The sequence below is a fragment of the Nocardia sp. NPDC020380 genome (assembly GCF_044386975.1).
GTDB lineage: Bacteria > Actinomycetota > Actinomycetes > Mycobacteriales > Mycobacteriaceae > Nocardia.
Genome location: NZ_JBIRVQ010000001.1, coordinates 680,478 through 697,707, shown reverse-complemented (window position 1 = coordinate 697,707; position 17,230 = coordinate 680,478). Strand labels below are relative to the sequence as shown.

1 protein-coding gene (running past one end of the window) is annotated in these 17,230 nt (G+C 70.0%); it reads left to right on the top strand.

What is annotated here, in order from left to right; translation table 11 throughout:
- Positions 1-17,230: the final stretch of a non-ribosomal peptide synthase/polyketide synthase gene (locus tag ACH438_RS03210; RefSeq protein ID WP_397000565.1), read on the top strand. Its footprint begins 27,566 nt before the window's first position; only the last 17,230 of its 44,796 coding nucleotides appear in the window; its start codon lies beyond the left edge, outside the window; its stop codon occupies positions 17,228-17,230.

The window sequence follows — 17,230 nt, the reverse complement described above, 5'->3', positions numbered from 1 at the left end:
CGAGCCGGAGTTCGCCGCCCGCGAATTCCGTACCCCGGCAACGCCGGCCGAGCAGATCGTGGCGAGCGTCTTCGCCGAGGTGCTCGGACTCGCCGACCCGGTCGGCGCGGACGACGACTTCTTCGAGCTGGGCGGTAACTCGCTCATCGCGACGCAGGTCGCCTCGCGCGTCGGCGCGGCCCTGGATACCCGGGTGCCGGTGCGCGCGTTGTTCGACGCACCGACTGTCGCGGGCCTGGCCGCCCGGGTCGAGGGGCAGGCCGGAACCGGCCGCCGCCGCGAGCTGGTGGCGCAGGAACGTCCGGCCGAGATTCCGCTGTCGCTGGCACAGCAGCGCATGTGGTTCCTCAACCGCTTCGACACCGCCTCGGCCGTCAACAACATTCCGCTCGCGGTCCGCCTCACCGGCGAACTCGATGTGACCGCGTTGCTGGCCGCCGTCGGTGATGTGCTGGAGCGCCACGAGGTGCTGCGTACGGCCTACCCGGAGGACTCCGAAGGCCGTGGCGTGCAGGTCATCCTGCCCGCGGCCACCGCCAAGGCGTACCTGGATCTCGCGGCCGTCGAGGTGGGCGAGAGCGAACTGCGCGAGCGGGTCGCCGAGCTGGTGCTCACCGGGTTCGACGTGACCGTCGCACCGCCGGTGCGCGCGGGCCTGTTCCGCGTCACCGATGCCGGACAGCCCACGCACGTGCTGGTTTTCGTGGTGCACCACATCTCCGGTGACGGCTGGTCGGTGCGCCCGCTGGCCCGCGATGTCATGGTCGCCTACGCCTCCCGCGCGAACGGCGATGCGCCGGCGTGGGCTCCGCTGCCGGTGCAGTACGCCGACTTCGCGCTGTGGCAGCGCGAGACCCTGGGTTCGGAGGAGGACGCCGGCTCGCTCATCGCGCAGCAGGTGAACTACTGGTCGGCGAACCTGGCCGGGCTGCCCGACCAGATCGACCTGCCTTCGGATCGCCCGCGCCCGGCCGTCGCCTCCAACCGCGGTGACGTGCACGAGTTCTCGATCGACGCCGACCTGCTGTCCGGCCTGAACGCGCTCGCCCGCGAACACGGCGCGAGCCTGTTCATGGTCGTGCACGCGGCCTTCGCGGCCTTGCTGGCGCGGCTGTCCGGTGGCGAGGACATCGCCATCGGCACGGCCGTCGCGGGCCGTGGCGAGCAGGTGCTCGACGATGCCATCGGCATGTTCGTCAACACCCTGGTGCTGCGCACGCCGGTGGCGGTGGGGGAGAGCTTCACCGAGCTGCTCGCCCGCACCAAGGACGCCGACCTGGCCGCCTTCGGGCACGCCGATCTGCCGTTCGAGCGCCTGGTGGAGATCCTCAACCCGGCTCGCTCGCAGGCCCGGCATCCGTTGTTCCAAGTCATGCTGTCGTTCCAGAACACCGGTGCGGCCAGCTTCGCGCTGCCCGGCCTGGAGGTCACCGGCGTCCCGCTGGACGTGGTCACCGCCAAGTTCGATCTGCACCTGAACCTGACCGAACGCCCCGACGGCTCGGGCATGTCGGCCGAGTTCGCCTACGCCACCGATATGTTCGACGCCCGCACGGTCACCGGCTTCGCGGATCGCCTGGTGCGCCTGCTGTCGGCCGTGGTCGCCACGCCGGCCGCACTGGTCGGCGATGTCGAGCTGCTGGACGAGGCCGAGCGCCGCCAGGTCCTCAAGACCTGGAACGCCACCGAATACGACGTGCGCCGCGTGGTGCTCGGCGGTAAGAAGTCCGACGCCGAGGTCACCCTCGCGTCCATGTTCGAAACCCAGGTCGCGCAGACGCCGAACGCGCCCGCCGTCCAGTTCGAGGGGACAGGTCTCTCTTACGCCGAGTTCGCGTCCCGCGTGCACCGGCTGGCCCGTCACCTCATCGCCGAGGGCGTGGGACCGGATTCCTATGTGGCCCTGGGCATGCGGCGCTCGCTCGATCTGGTGATCGGCATGTACGCCGTGATCACCGCCGGTGGCGCCTACGTGCCGCTGGACCCGGATCACCCGGAGGAGCGCAACCAGTACGTGCTCGACACCGCCCAGCCCGTGGTCGTACTGACCACGGCGCGTGACGGTTTCGAATCGCACCGCCGCCGGCTGCTCATCGACGAGCTGGACGTGTCGGAGTACTCGGACGCGCCGATCACCGATGCGGACCGCGTCGCCGCGCTGCGTGGCGACAACACCGCGTACGTGATCTTCACGTCCGGTTCCACCGGCCGCCCGAAGGGTGTGGCCGTGAGCCACACCTCGATCGTCAACCGCCTGGTGTGGATGCAGACCGAATACGGCCTCTACACCGACGATGTCGTGCTGCAGAAGACCCCGGCCACCTTCGACGTGTCGGTGTGGGAGTTCTTCTGGCCCTTGCAGATCGGCGCCCAGCTGGTCGTGGCCAAGCCCGACGGGCACCGCGATCCGGCCTACCTGGCCGACCTGATCGTGGAAACCGGCGTCACCACCGCGCACTTCGTGCCGTCCATGCTCTCGGTCTTCGTGGCCAGCCTAGAATTGGGCAGGTCGAACGCCCTGGGTGCAAGCACGCCCGAATGCACCACGCTGCTCAATGTCTTCGCCTCCGGCGAGGCGCTGCCCGCGCCCACCGCGCAGAAGCTGCTCGAACTGACCGGTGCTCGCCTGCACAATCTGTACGGCCCCACCGAAGCCGCGGTCGACGTCACCTACCACGAGGTGGACGGCGGCGACACGGTCTCCGTGCCGATCGGCGCCCCGGTCTTCAATACCCGTGTCTACGTGCTGGATTCGCGTCTGCACCCGGTCGCGCCGGGTGTCGCGGGTGAGCTGTACCTGGCCGGTATCCAGCTGGCGCGCGGCTATGTCGCCCGCCCGGAGCTGACCGCCGACCGGTTCGTGGCGGACCCGTTCCAGCAGAGCGCGCGCATGTACCGCACCGGCGACCTGGTGAAGTGGATCGGCGCGGGTGAACTGGAATACCTGGGCCGCACCGACTTCCAGGTGAAGCTGCGTGGCCTGCGCATCGAGCTCGGCGAGATCGAGGCCGCGCTCACCGCCGTCGCGGGCATCGCCCAGTCGGTGGTCGTGGTCCGCTCCGACGAGCACCTCGGCGATCAGCTGGTCGGCTACGTCATTCCCGGCGCCGGTCACACCGTCGACCTCGAGGCCGTGCGCACCCAGCTGCAGGAGGAACTGCCGACCTACATGGTTCCGGCCGCCTTCGTGGTGCTGGATGCCTTCCCGCTCAATGCCTCCGGCAAGCTGGATCGCAAGCAGCTGCCCGCGCCGGTGTTCGAGACCAAGGTCTTCCGCGCCCCTCGCACCGAGGTCGAACGAATCGTGGCGGGCACCTTCTCCGACGTGCTCGGGGTCGGGCGCGTGGGTCTGGACGACGACTTCTTCGAGCTGGGCGGCAACTCGCTGCTCGCCACCCAGGTCACCGCGCGACTGGGTGCGGCGCTGGACATCCACCTGGCCGTGCGCGATCTGTTCGAGGCGTCGACCGTGGCGGCCCTCGCCTCGCGGGCCGAACACCAGACCGGATCGGGCCGCACCCGTCCGCGCCTGACCGTCGGCGAGCGGCCGGAGATCCTGCCGCTGTCGCCCGCGCAGCAGCGCTACTGGTTCCTGAACCAGTTCGACACCAGCACCTCCGCGGTGGACAACATTCCGCTCGCGGTGCGGCTCACCGGCGCGCTGGATCTGCATGCGCTGCGCTTGGCGATCGGTGACGTGATCAACCGGCACGAGTCGCTGCGCACCATCTACCCGCGCTCGGCGGACGGCCCGCACCAGGTGATCCTGCCCGCCTCCAAGGTCGATCTGACGCTGGAGCCAGAGACCATCGCCGAGGGCGAACTGCTCGGCAAGGTCATCGAATTCGCCATGACCACCTTCGACGTCACCGTCGAGGTGCCGCTCGCGGTGAAGGTGTTCCGCATCGCCGACACCCTAGAGGTTCGCGGCCGTCTCGATTCTGGACTGACTGGAGCGGAGGAGCGAAGCGGGGGAGCGGAGGGAGGGAAGAATCGAGACTTCGAGGCCGCGAACCCGCCCGGAGCGAAGCGCAGGGCAGAAAATACCGCGCACGTGCTCGCCATGACGGTGCACCACGTCTCCGCCGACGGTTCCTCCATGGGCCCGATGGCGCGCGACATCATGGTCGCCTACGCCGCCCGCGCCAATGGCGATGCGCCGCAGTGGGCGCCGCTGCCGGTGCAGTACGCCGACTACGCGCTGTGGCACCGCGAGGTGCTCGGCTCCGAGGACGATCCGGAATCGCTGGCCGCCCAGCAGGTCTCGTACTGGACCCGCGCGCTGGCCGAACTGCCGGATCAGCTGGAGCTGCCGACGGATCGGCCGCGCCCGCCGGCGCAGTCGTTCCACGGCAAGGCGATCACCTTCGACATCGACGCCGAACGCCACGCCAAGCTGCACGAACTGGCTCGCGCCAATAACGCGTCGCTGTTCATGGTCGTGCACGCCGCGCTGGCGGTGCTGCTGGCGCGGTTGTCCGGCACCACCGATATCGCGGTCGGCACCCCGATCGCGGGTCGTGGCGAGCGTGAACTCGATGATCTGATCGGCATGTTCGTCAACACCCTGGTGTTCCGCACCGAGGTGGACGGGTCCAAGACCTTCGCCGATCTGCTGGCCGAGGTGCGCGAACGCGACCTGGAAGCCTTCGCCAATGCCGAGGTGCCGTTCGAGCGCCTGGTCGAGGTGCTCAACCCGGTCCGCTCCACCGCGCGCAACCCGCTGTTCCAGGTGGGCCTGTCGTTCCAGAACCTGGCCGAGACCGCCTTCGAACTGCCGGGCCTGCACGTGGCCGCGGTGCAGTTCGAGGCGCAGCTGGCCAAGACCGACCTGCACGTCACGCTCTACGACCGGTACACCGAGGACGGCGCCCCCGCCGAGATCCTCACCGAATTCGGTTACGCCACCGACCTGTTCGACGAGGCCACCATCCGCGGCTTCGCCGACCGGTTCGTGCGCACCCTCGACGCCATCCTGGCCGACACCACGGTGCCGGTCGGCGATATCGACCTGCTCGACGCGGCCGAGAACGAGCGGATCCTGCAGCGCTGGAACAACACCGCGCACGATCTGGAGGACGTCCGGTCCGGTGCGGCCGAGGCCACCCTGGTCTCGCTGCTCGACGAGGCGGTTGCCGACGATCCGAAGTCGGTGGCCATCGTCGCCGACACCGCCGACGGCAAGACCGTCTCGCTCACCTACGCCGAACTCGACGCCCGCGTGAACCGCCTGGCGCGCGAGCTCATCTCGCGCGGCATCGGCGCCGAGGACCGGGTCGCCCTGGCCCTGCGCCGCTCGGTGGACCTGGTGGTCGCCATGTACGCGGTCGCCAAGTCGGGTGCGGCGTATGTGCCGATCGATCCGGATCAGCCCGCCGAGCGCGTCGGCTACATCCTGGAGACCGCGGCGCCGAAGGTCGTACTCACCACGGCCGCAATCGGTTTCGACGCCGACCTGGCCGAGGTCGTGCGGCTCGACGAGCTCGACCTCGCCGGCCACTCGGACAAGCCGATCACGGCCGCCGAGCGGGTGCGCCCGCTCACGGCCGCGAACACCGCGTACATCATCTTCACCTCGGGTTCGACCGGTCGTCCGAAGGGTGTGGCGCTGCCGCACTCGGCGGTGGTCAACCAGTTGCTGTGGAAGGTCACCGAATTCGGCCTCGATCCGGCCGATGCGGTGCTGCTCAAGACCGCCGCCACCTTCGACCTCTCGGTCTGGGAGTTCTGGTCCGCGGTGGCCTGCGGTGGCCGCATGGTCATCGCGGCGCCCGACGGTCACAAGGACCCGGCGTACCTCAACGAGCTGATGGCGCGGGAATGGGTGACCACCCTGCATGTGGTGCCGTCCATGCTGGACGCGCTGCTCACCGACGGCTTGCCGGATTCGCTGTGGCGCATCCTGGCCATCGGTGAGGCGCTGCCCGGACCGCTCGCGCAGCGGGTGCTGCGGGAGCGGCCGCGCACCGAGCTGTTCAACCTCTACGGTCCGACCGAGGCCGCGGTGTCCATCACCAACCACCGGGTCACCACCGCCGACGCGGTCTCGGTGTCCATCGGCTCGCCCGAATGGAACAGCCAGGTGTACGTGCTGGATTCGCGTCTGCGGCCGGTGCCGGTGGGCGTGTCCGGTGAGCTGTACCTGGCCGGTGCGCAGCTGGCGCGCGGCTACTACGGCCGCCCGGACCTGACCTCGGACCGGTTCGTCGCGAACCCGTTCCGCTCCGCCTCCCCGCGCTTCGGCAATGGTTCCCGCATGTACCGCACCGGTGATCTCGTCGCCTGGACGGATCGCGGGGAGCTGGAATACCGGGGCCGCACCGACTTCCAGGTGAAGATCCGCGGCTTCCGCATCGAGCTCGGCGATATCGAATCCGCGCTGCTGAAGCTGGACGCTGTGGCCTCGGCCGCCGTGGTCGCGCACACCGATCCGGTGCTGGGCGATCGCTTGGTCGCCTATGTGGTTCCGGCCGCCGGTGATGTCGACAAGCAGCAGTTGCAGGCCGCGCTGGCCGCGGAACTGCCGTCGTACATGGTGCCGTCGGTGTTCATGCCGCTGGAGCGGCTGCCGTTGAACGCCAACGGCAAGCTGGACCGCAAGGCGTTGCCGCAGCCCACCTTCGAGAAGGCGGTCTTCCGCGCGCCCGTCACCCCGATCGAGCAGATCGTGGCCGGCGTGTTCGCGGACGTGCTGCGCGTCGAGACCGGCCGCATCGGCCTGGACGACGACTTCTTCGCGTGGGGCGGCAACTCGCTGCTCGCCACCCAGGTGGCCGCGCGCCTCGGCGAGGCGCTCGACACCCGGGTGCCGGTGCGCATGCTGTTCGAGGTGTCCACCGTGGCGGCGCTCGCCGCCCGCGTGGAACGCGACGCGCACTCCGGCGGGCGCAAGGCGCTCGTCGCCGCACCGCGACCGGACCAGGTGCCGTTGTCGCTGGCGCAGCAGCGCATGTGGTTCCTCAACCGCTTCGACACCGATTCGGCCGCCTACAACGTGCCCGTCGCGGTGCGCCTGTCCGGCGCGCTCGATGTGGGCGCGCTGCGCGCCGCCATCACCGATGTCGTTGCCCGCCACGAGATCCTGCGCACCATCTACCCGCAGACCGACAGCGGCCCGGTGCAGGTCATCCTGCCGCCGGCGCAGGCCGTGCCCGAGCTCGACGTGCGGTCGGTGACCGTCGACGAGGTCGCGGGCGCGGTACTGGGACTCGTCTCCACCGCATTCGACGTCACCACCCAGGTGCCGCTGAAGGTCGGTCTGTTCAAGATCGAAAGCGGCGCACCGGCTGCCGATGTCGCGGAGGCTTCCGCCCCGGCCGTCGACATCATCGGCGAGGACGTTCGAACCGCAGCGGCCGCCGGCGCTGACGACGCAGCGCGCAGTGGCAGCGCCGCGGCCCATTACGGGCCGCGGAAGACGGCGGCGTCGATGTACGCGGAGGCGTACACGTTCGCGGCCGCCGACGCGGCCGACACCGGCTACTTCCCGGTGGTCGGAGCGGACGGCACGGTTCCGGGCTTCGAGCCGGAGGCCCCCGCCGCCGAAACCGCCGCCGCGACCGAAACCGCCGCTCCGGCAGACGAATACGTGCTGGCGCTGGTCATCCACCACATCTCCGGTGACGGCTCCTCGGTGGCGCCGCTGACCCGCGACATCATGACCGCCTACGCGGCCCGCTCCATCCGGCAGAAGCCGGGCTGGACGCCGCTCGCGGTGCAGTACGCCGACTACGCCATCTGGCAGCGTGAACTGCTCGGCAGCGAGGACGATCCGGAATCGCTGTCCGCCAAGCAGGTCGCCTACTGGAAGCAGGAGCTGGCCGATCTGCCCGATCAGCTGGACCTGCCCGCGGATCGCCCGCGGCCCGCCACGCCGTCCTTCCGGGGCAGCAAGGTCGAGGTCCGCATCGACGGCGAACTGCACCGGGCGCTGGTCGCGCTGGCCCGCGCCGAGGGCGCGACGCTGTTCATGGTCGTGCACACCGCGCTCGCGGTGCTGCTCGCCCGCCTGTCCGCCACCGAGGACATCGCCATCGGCACCCCGATGGCGGGCCGCGGCGAGGCCGTCCTCGACGACCTCATCGGCATGTTCGTGAACACGCTGGTGTTCCGTAGCCGGGTGCACACCGCCGAGGCGTTCACCGAACTGCTGGCCCGCCAGCGCGAGACCGACATCCAGGCCTTCGCCAATGCGGACGTGCCGTTCGAGCGCCTCGTCGAGGTGCTCAACCCGGTCCGCTCCACCGCGCGGCATCCGCTGTTCCAGGTGGGCCTGTCCTTCCAGAACCTGGGCCTCACCAGCCTGGAACTGCCGGGCCTGACCGTGTCCGGGGTGGACTCCGAGCAGACCACGGCACAGTTCGACCTGAACCTGATCGTCACCGATACCTACGACACGGACGGCACGCCGAACGGTATTGTCGGCAGCCTGGTCTACGCGACCGATCTGTTCGACGAGTCCACGGTGCTCGGTTTCGCCGAGCGCCTGCACCGCGTGCTGTCGGCGGTGGCGACGCAGCCGCAGCGGCCGGTCGGCGAGATCGAGCTGCTGGAGCCCGCCGAGCGTTCGCGAATGCTGGTGGACTGGAACGAGACTCGGCACGAGATCGCGCCGGAACTGCTGCTCGACGGCTACCGCCGGGCCGTGGCCGCGCATCCGGACCGGGTCGCGGTGGTCTACGAGGGTCGGCAGCTGACCTACGCCGAGTTCGATCAGCGGGTCAACCAGCTTGCCCGCCTGCTCATCTCGCAGGGTGTCGGCGCGGAGTCCCTGGTGGGCCTCGCGATCCGCCGCTCGCTGGATCTGGTCGTCGGCATGTACGCGATCGTCACCGCCGGTGGCGCGTGGGTGCCGCTGGATCCGGATCACCCGGCAGAGCGCATCGCCCACATCCTCGATACGGCCCAGCCCGCGTGCGTGCTGACCACCACCGTGGATGCGGTCGAGGTGCCCGATGGCATCCAGGTCCTGCATCTGGATACCGCTGCGCTGGACGAGTTCTCGGCCGAGCCGGTCACGGCCGCCGAGCTGTCCGGTCCGGTGCGCCCGGAGAACCCGGCCTACGTGATCTTCACGTCGGGTTCGACCGGTCGCCCGAAGGGTGTGGCGATCAGCCACGGCGCCATCCACAACCAGACCACCTGGATGCTGGCCGAGTACCCGATGGGCCCGGAGGACGTCTACTTCCAGAAGACGGCCACCACCTTCGACGTGTCGCTGTGGGGCTACTTCATGCCGCTGCGCAGTGGTTCGACCCTGGTCGTCGCCACCCACGACGGTCACCGCGATACCGACTACATCGCCGAAACCATTGCGGCGCAGGGCGTCACGGTCACCGACTTCGTGCCGTCCATGCTCACCGTGTTCGCGGCGCACACCGCGCCGGGCAGCATGCCCACCCTGCGGGACGTGTTCGTCATCGGTGAGGCGCTGCCGCCGGAGACGGTGAACTCGGTGCTCGCGCTGGGTTCGGGCATCAAGGTGCACAACCTGTACGGCCCGACCGAGGCCGCGGTGTCCATCACCTACTGGCCGTCCGAGGGTCGCGACACCCGCACCGTCCCGATCGGCCTGCCGCAGTGGAACTCCCAGGTCTACGTGCTGGATTCGCGCCTGCGGCCGGTTCCGGCGGGCGTGCCGGGCGAGCTCTACCTGGCCGGTGACCAGCTGGCGCGCGGCTACGTGCGCCGGCCGGACCTGACGTCGGATCGGTTCGTGGCCAACCCGTTCGCACCGGGCGCGCGCATGTACCGCACCGGTGACCTGGTGGTGTGGCGCGATGCGCCGCAGCGGCTGGAGTACATCGGGCGCACCGACTTCCAGGTGAAGTTCCGTGGTCAGCGCATCGAGCTCGGCGAGATCGAGACCGCGCTGCTGGCCCAGCCTGCGGTGAGCCAGGCGGTGGCCTTGGTGCTGCCGACCTCGCTGGGTGATCAGCTGGTCGCGTACGCAGTGCCCGCACCGGGCTACAGCATCGATCAGGAGCAGCTGCTGGACGCGGCGGCGGAAACGCTGCCCGCCTACATGGTTCCGGCCACGGTCGTCGCCCTCGACGCCTTCCCGCTGAACACCAGCGGCAAGCTGGATCGGAAGGCCCTGCCGGAGCCGGTCTTCGCGACCCGCGAATTCCGGGCTCCCGAAACCGAAGTCGAGATCGCCATCGCCGGTGTCTTCGCCGATGTCCTCGGCGTCGAACAAGCGCGGGTCGACGGAGCGATCGGTGCGGACGACGACTTCTTCGCGCTCGGCGGCAACTCGCTGCTGGCCACCCAGGTCGCGGCGCGCCTCGGCGCGGCCCTCGACACCCGCGTGCCGGTGCGCACGCTGTTCGAGGTCTCGACCGTCGCCGGCCTGGCCGCCACCCTCGCGCCGGAAGCCGGTGCGGGCGGGCGGCAGCCGCTGGTCGCGCAGCAGCGGCCGGAGCACCTGCCGCTGTCGCTGGCACAGCAGCGCATGTGGTTCCTCAACCAGTTCGACACCGCCTCGGCCGCGTACAACGTGCCCGTCGCGGTCCGGCTCACCGGCGAACTGGATGTGACCGCGCTGCAGCAGGCCGTGCTCGATGTGGTCTCGCGGCACGAGACCCTGCGCACGGTGTACCCGCAGCGCGACGGCGCGGCCATCCAGGTGATCGTGTCCGCGGAGGATGCGGCGCCGGATCTGACTCCGGTCCCGATCGAGGCCGCCGAGCTGGAACACCGGGTCACCGCACTGGTCACCGCCGGCTTCGACGTCACCGCCGAGGTGCCGTTGCGGGCCACGCTGTTCCGGGTCACCGATGCCGAGAAGGCCGAGTACGTCCTGGTTTTCGTGGCCCATCACATCAGCGCCGACGGCTGGTCCATGGGCCCGCTCACCCGCGACGTCATGATCGCCTACGCCTCGCGGGCCAATGGCTCCGAGCCGGCGTGGGAGCCGCTGCCGGTGCAGTACGCGGATTACGCGCTGTGGCAGCGCGAGATCCTCGGCGCCGAGGACGATCCGGCCAGCCTGATCTCCGCACAGGCCGACTACTGGCGGACCGCGCTGGCCGACTTGCCGGACGAGCTGAACCTGCCGTCCGACCGGCCGCGCCCGACCATGCAGTCCTTCGAGGGCGGCAAGGTGCTGTTCCCGATCGATGCCGCCCTGCATCGCGGCCTGCAGCGGATCGCGCGCGAACAGGGCGCGACCATGTTCATGGTCGTGCATGCCGCGCTCGCGGTCTTCCTGTCCCGCCTGTCCGGCACCGACGACATCGCCATCGGCGCGCCGATCGCGGGTCGTGGCGAGGCCGAACTCGACGGTCTGATCGGCATGTTCGTCAACACCCTGGCGCTGCGCACCAAGGTGGACGGGCAGCAGACCTTCCAGCAGCTACTGGCCCAGGCCAAGGATGCGGACCTGCAGGCGTTCGTGCACGCGGACATTCCGTTCGAGCGGCTCGTCGAGCTGCTCGCCCCGGAACGGTCCACGTCGCGGCACCCGCTGTTCCAGGTGGCGTTGTCCTTCCAGAACCTGCCCGGCGGCGCCTTCGAGCTGCCGGAACTGAGTGTGGCCGCCGTCGACTTCGACGTGGAGGTCGCCAAGTTCGATCTCATGCTGACCATCCAGGAAGCAGAGGCCGAGGCCAACGCGGGCATGTACGCCGAATTCGGTTACGCCCGTGACCTGTTCGACGAATCCACCATCCAGGTGTTCGCCGAGCGGTTCGTGCGATTGCTGGGCGAGATCGTCGCCACGCCGCGCAAGGCGGTCGGGGATCTGGAGATCCTGGACGCCGCCGAGCGTGCCGATCTGATCGCGCGCCGTGGCGGACCCGCCATCACGCCGCGCGTGCTGCCGGAGCTGCTCGCCGAGGCCGTGGCCAACAATGCGCTCGGCGAGGCCGTGGCTTTCGACGGGCAGGCGCTCGGCTACGCCGAACTCGATGCGGCCTCCTCGCGCCTGGCGCGGGTGCTCATCGAGCGCGGTGCGGGACCGGAAACCCGTGTCGCCGTGGCCATCCGGCGCTCGTTCGAGTCGGTGCTGGCCATCTGGGCCGTCGCCAAGTCGGGTGCGGCCTTCGTGCCGGTCGATCCGTCCTACCCGGCGGACCGCATCGCGCACATGGTCGACGACTCCGGCTCGGTGCTCGGGCTCACGGTGAACGCCGAGCTCGACGGGCTGCCGCCGGTCAAGAGCCTGGCGGGCTGGATCTCGCTCGACGATGTGGTGGTGCAGGCCGAAATCGGCTCGCACTCCGCGGAACCGGTGACCGACACCGAACGCTGGGCCCCGGTCCGGCCGGAACACGTGGCGTACGTGATCTACACGTCCGGCACCACCGGCATGCCGAAGGGCGTCGAGGTGACGCACGCCGGTCTGGCCAACTTCAGCACCGAGCAGATCGTGCGCTACAACCTCGACTCCGGTTCGCGCGCACTGCACTTCGCATCGCCGTCGTTCGACGCGTCGGTGCTGGAGTACCTGCTCGCGCTCGGCGCGGGCGGCACCCTGGTGATCGTGCCGCCGGGCGTCTACGGCGGCGAGGAACTGGCGCGGATCATCCAGGACGAGCGGGCCACGCACGCGTTCATCACGCCCGCGGCGCTCGCCACCCTGGATCCGAAGGGCCTGGATTCACTGCGGGTGCTGGTCGCCGGTGGTGAAGCCGTCCCGGCCGATCTGGTCGAGAAGTGGGCGATTCCGCTGGCGGACCGCACCACTCGCGCCTTCCACAACGGCTACGGCCCGACCGAGACCACCATCATGACCAACATCAGCGATGCGCTGATGCCCGGTGATCTGGTGACCATCGGCGGACCGGTGCGCGGCATGCAGTCGCTCATCCTGGATGCGCGCCTGCGTCCGGTACCCGTGGGCGTCGCCGGCGAGCTCTACCTGTCCGGTATCCAGCTCTCCCGCGGTTACCACGACCGGCCCGGCCTGAGCGCCGAGCGGTTCGTGGCCAACCCGTACGTCGACGGCGAACGCATGTACCGCACCGGTGACGTGGTCCGCTGGACCCCCACCGAAGCGCGGGGTGGCGGAGCGGAGGTGGAATACGTGGGCCGCAACGACTTCCAGGTCAAGGTGCGCGGTTTCCGCATCGAACTCGGTGAGATCGACGCGGCCCTGGCCTCGCACGAGACCGTGGACTTCGCGGTCACCGTGGGTCACAAGACCGAGGCGGGCGCGACCATCCTCGCGTCGTACGTGCTGCCGGTCTCGGGTCGCTCCATCGACATCGCCGCGCTGACCGACCATGTCGCCGGGCGACTGCCGGAATACATGGTGCCGACCGCCATTACGGTCCTGGACGCCATCCCGCTCACCCCGGTCGGCAAGCTGGACCGGCGGGCACTGCCCGAACCCGTGTTCACCGCACGCGATTTCCGCGCGCCGGTGACCGAGATCGAGGCGACCCTCGCCGAGGTGTTCGCCGATGTGCTCGGCCTGGACAAGGTCGGCGCGGACGACTCGTTCTTCTCGCTCGGCGGCGACTCCATCCTGTCCATCCAGCTGGTGTCCCGCGCCAAGGCGCGCGGCATCGTGTTCAGCCCGCGCGACGTGTTCGAACGCCGCACCGTGGCCGGACTCGCCGAAGTGGCGGCGCTGGGCGGGGATTCGCGTGCCGAGAAGCTGGCCGAACTGCCCGGCGGCGGCGTGGGCGACATCCCGCTGACGCCGATCATGCACGCCATCCTGGGCAGCGGCTCGTCCTACGAGCGGTTCTCGCAGACCATGGCGCTGCGCCTGCCCGACGGCATCGACCGGGCCGCCCTGGTCGGCGCCATCGGCGCGGTCTACGACCACCACGACGTACTGCGGTCGCGCCTGCGCGGCAATGCCGCCGAGGGCTTCGTCTTCGAGGCGCTCGAGCGCGGGGCCGTGGACGTGGACGCCCTGGTGCACCGGGTCGAACTGCCGGGCGACACCTCCGAGGAGGAGCTGTCCCGCATCGGCAGCATCGAATTCGATGCCGCCCTGGGTCGTCTGGATCCGGCCAACGCCGCCATGGTGGAGTTCGTCTGGTTCGCCTTCGACGGGACCCGGCGCGATGTGCTGCTGATCGTGGCGCACCACATGGTCGTGGACGGCGTCTCCTGGCGCATCCTCATTCCGGATCTGGGCCTGGCCTGGTCGCAGCTGGCCTTCGGGCAGCCGCTCGCGCTGCCCGAGACCGGCACGTCCATGCGGCGCTGGGCGCACGCCCTCGTCGAACAGGCGAGCTCGCCGGAACGCGTTGCGGAACTGCCGTTCTGGCAGCAGGTGACGACCACGCCGGATCCGCTGCTCGGTGCACGGGCCTTCGATCCGAAGATCGACACCTTCGCCACCGTCGAGCGGGTCGAGGTTTCGCTGCCCGCCGACGTGACCGAGGCCGTGCTGACCCGGATTCCGGCGCTCTACCGTGGCGGCGTCAACGACGGCCTGCTGGCGGCGCTCGCCCTGGCGGTCGCGCGCTGGCGCGGCGAGACCACCGGCTCGGCCGCCCTGGTCAAGCTCGAGGGCCACGGTCGTGAAGAGGAAATCGTGCCGGGCGCGGATCTTTCGCGCACGGTCGGCTGGTTCACCGCCGCCTTCCCGGTGCGGGTGGATCTGGAAGGGGCCGATCTGGCCGATGCCTTCGACGGCGGAAAGTCGCTGGGAGACATCGTCAAATCGGTGAAGGAGCAGCTGCTCGCCGTGCCCGACAAGGGCCTCGGCTACGGTCTGCTGCGCTACCTGAACCCGGAAACCGCCGCACAACTGGGCGATGCGGGCCAGATCAGCTTCAACTACCTGGGCCGTGTCTCCGCGGGCGAGGTGCCGGAGCATCTGGCCGAGATCGGCTGGACCCCGGCCGACGACCTGGGCCGCCTGGATGCCGAGATGGACGCGGACATGCCCGCGAACGCCGTCCTCGACATCAATGCCATTGCCACCGACGGCGAGAACGGCCCGCAACTGGGCGCGGCCTTCGCCTTCCCGACCGGCCTGCTGGAACGGGAACGGGTGCAGGAGTTCGCGGACCTGTTCGTGGCGGCGCTCACCGCGCTGGCCCGGCATGCCCAGCGGACGGACGCCGGCGGCTTCACGCCGTCGGATATGGCGCTGGTCAAGGTCACCCAGCCGGATCTGGATGTGTGGGAACGGGCCTACCCGGCCATGACCGAGGTGTGGCCGCTCTCGCCGCTGCAGTCCGGTCTGCTGTTCCACGCGCTGCTCACCCAGAACACGGTGGACGTCTACACCATTCAGGCCGTGCTCGACCTGAGCGGTGTGGTGGACGCCGAGCGGTTGCACGGGGCCGCGCAGGCCATCGTGGACCGGTACCCGAGCCTGCGGACCGCGTTCGTCACCGACTCCGACGGGCAGGCCCACCAGGTCGTGCTCGACAAGGTCGAGGCCCCGTGGCGGGTCGTCGATCTCACGGATCTGCCGGAGGCCGAACGCAATCCGCGCATGCGGGAACTGGTCGACGAGGATCGGGCGAACCACTTCGATCTCGCGGTCGCGCCGCTCATGCGGTTCAACCTGTTCCGCACTGCCGAGGACAAGTGGCATCTGGTCATCACGACCCACCACATCCTGGTGGACGGCTGGTCCATGCCGCTGCTCATGCGGGATCTGCTGGTGCTGTACGCGGTTCGCGGCGATATGTCCGCGCTGCCGCGCGTCGTCTCCTACCGGAACTACCTGGCCTGGCTGGCCGGGCAGAACCGGGCCGAGTCGCTGCAGGCCTGGACCCGCGCGCTGGCCGGCGTCAACGAGCCGACCCAGCTCGCGCCCGCGCCGCGGCACGACGAGCAGTACGGAATCGGCCGCTACTCACTGGAGATCGACGCCGAGCGCACCCGCCGGCTGACCAAGCGGGCTCAGGAGCTCGGGGTCACGGTGAACACGCTCATGCAGACCGCGTGGGCCATCCTCATCGGACGGCTCACCGGCCGCACCGATGTGGTGTTCGGCGCCACCGTCTCCGGGCGCCCGGCGGACCTGCCCGGCGTGGAATCCATGGTCGGCTTGTTCATCAACACGGTGCCGGTGCGCATCCAGGTCGACGACCGCTCCACCATCGAGGGGCTGCTCGGCAAGGTGCAGGGCGAGCAGGCCGACCTGCTCGACCACCACTACATCGGGCTCACCGAGATCCAGCAGTTGGTCGGCGCCGCGGCCGAATTCGACACCCTGGTGGTGTTCGAGTCGTACCCGGTGGACAAGGACGCCATCGCGGCGGCCAGCTCCATCGACGGTATGGGCGTGACCGGTGTCGGCATCAACGACGACACCCACTACCCGATGACGCTGGTGGTCATGGCCAACGAGACCATCGAGGTCTCCATGCGCTACCTGGACTCCCGCTTCACCGCCGACGAGGTCGTCACCCTCGCCGCGCGCCTGAACCGGGTGCTGGACGCGCTGCTCGGCGAACCCGCCCGCACGGTCGGCGAGATCGACATCCTCGACGAGACCGAACGTGCCCGCATCCTCGCCGAATCCGCGGTCACCACCGTGGATTCCGCCGCGGACGCGGCCCGCGTCGGCAGCCGCACCATGGCCAATGCGCTGGCCGAGGTGGTCGAGGAGGATCCGCAGGCCCCCGCCCTGCTGGCCGACGGCGAGGAACTGGCCTACCACGTCCTGGACCGCCGCAGCTCCCAGCTGGCGCGGTTGCTCATCGACCGCGGTGCGGGCCCCGGTGACGTCGTCGCCGTCGCCCTGCCGCATTCGGTGGACTCGGTCGTGGCGGTCTGGGCCATCCACAAGGCGGGCGCCGCGGCGCTCTACGCCGAGGGCCTGTCCTTCGGCGAGATCCTGGCCGCCGGAGCCAATTTCGGCATCGCCAAGGAACCCGCCGCCAGCTCCGTCCGCTGGCTCGTCCCCTCGGACCCCAAGGTCCAAGCGGATCTGGCCGCGCGCCCGGCGCACCCGGTCACCTACGCCGACCGCCTGCGCCCCCTGACCGAGGCCGACCCGGCCTTCGTCTACCGAGCCGCCGCCGGCACCTGGGCCACCCTCACCCAGGTCGAAGCCCTCGACCGCGCCAACGCCCTCCGCACCACCAACGACATCGACTACGAATCCACCACCTACACAACGGCTTCCACCGGTTCGGCCGCCGTGGACGAGTTCCTCGCCGCCACCACCGCCGGCGCCCTCTCGGTCATCCCGACCGACGCCGTCGCCGAGGACCTGGCCGACGGCGAAGTAACCCACTGGTTCGCCGCCCCCGGCGAATCCACGGACGCCGCAGAGGATGTCCGAGTCGTCAACGGCGAGTAG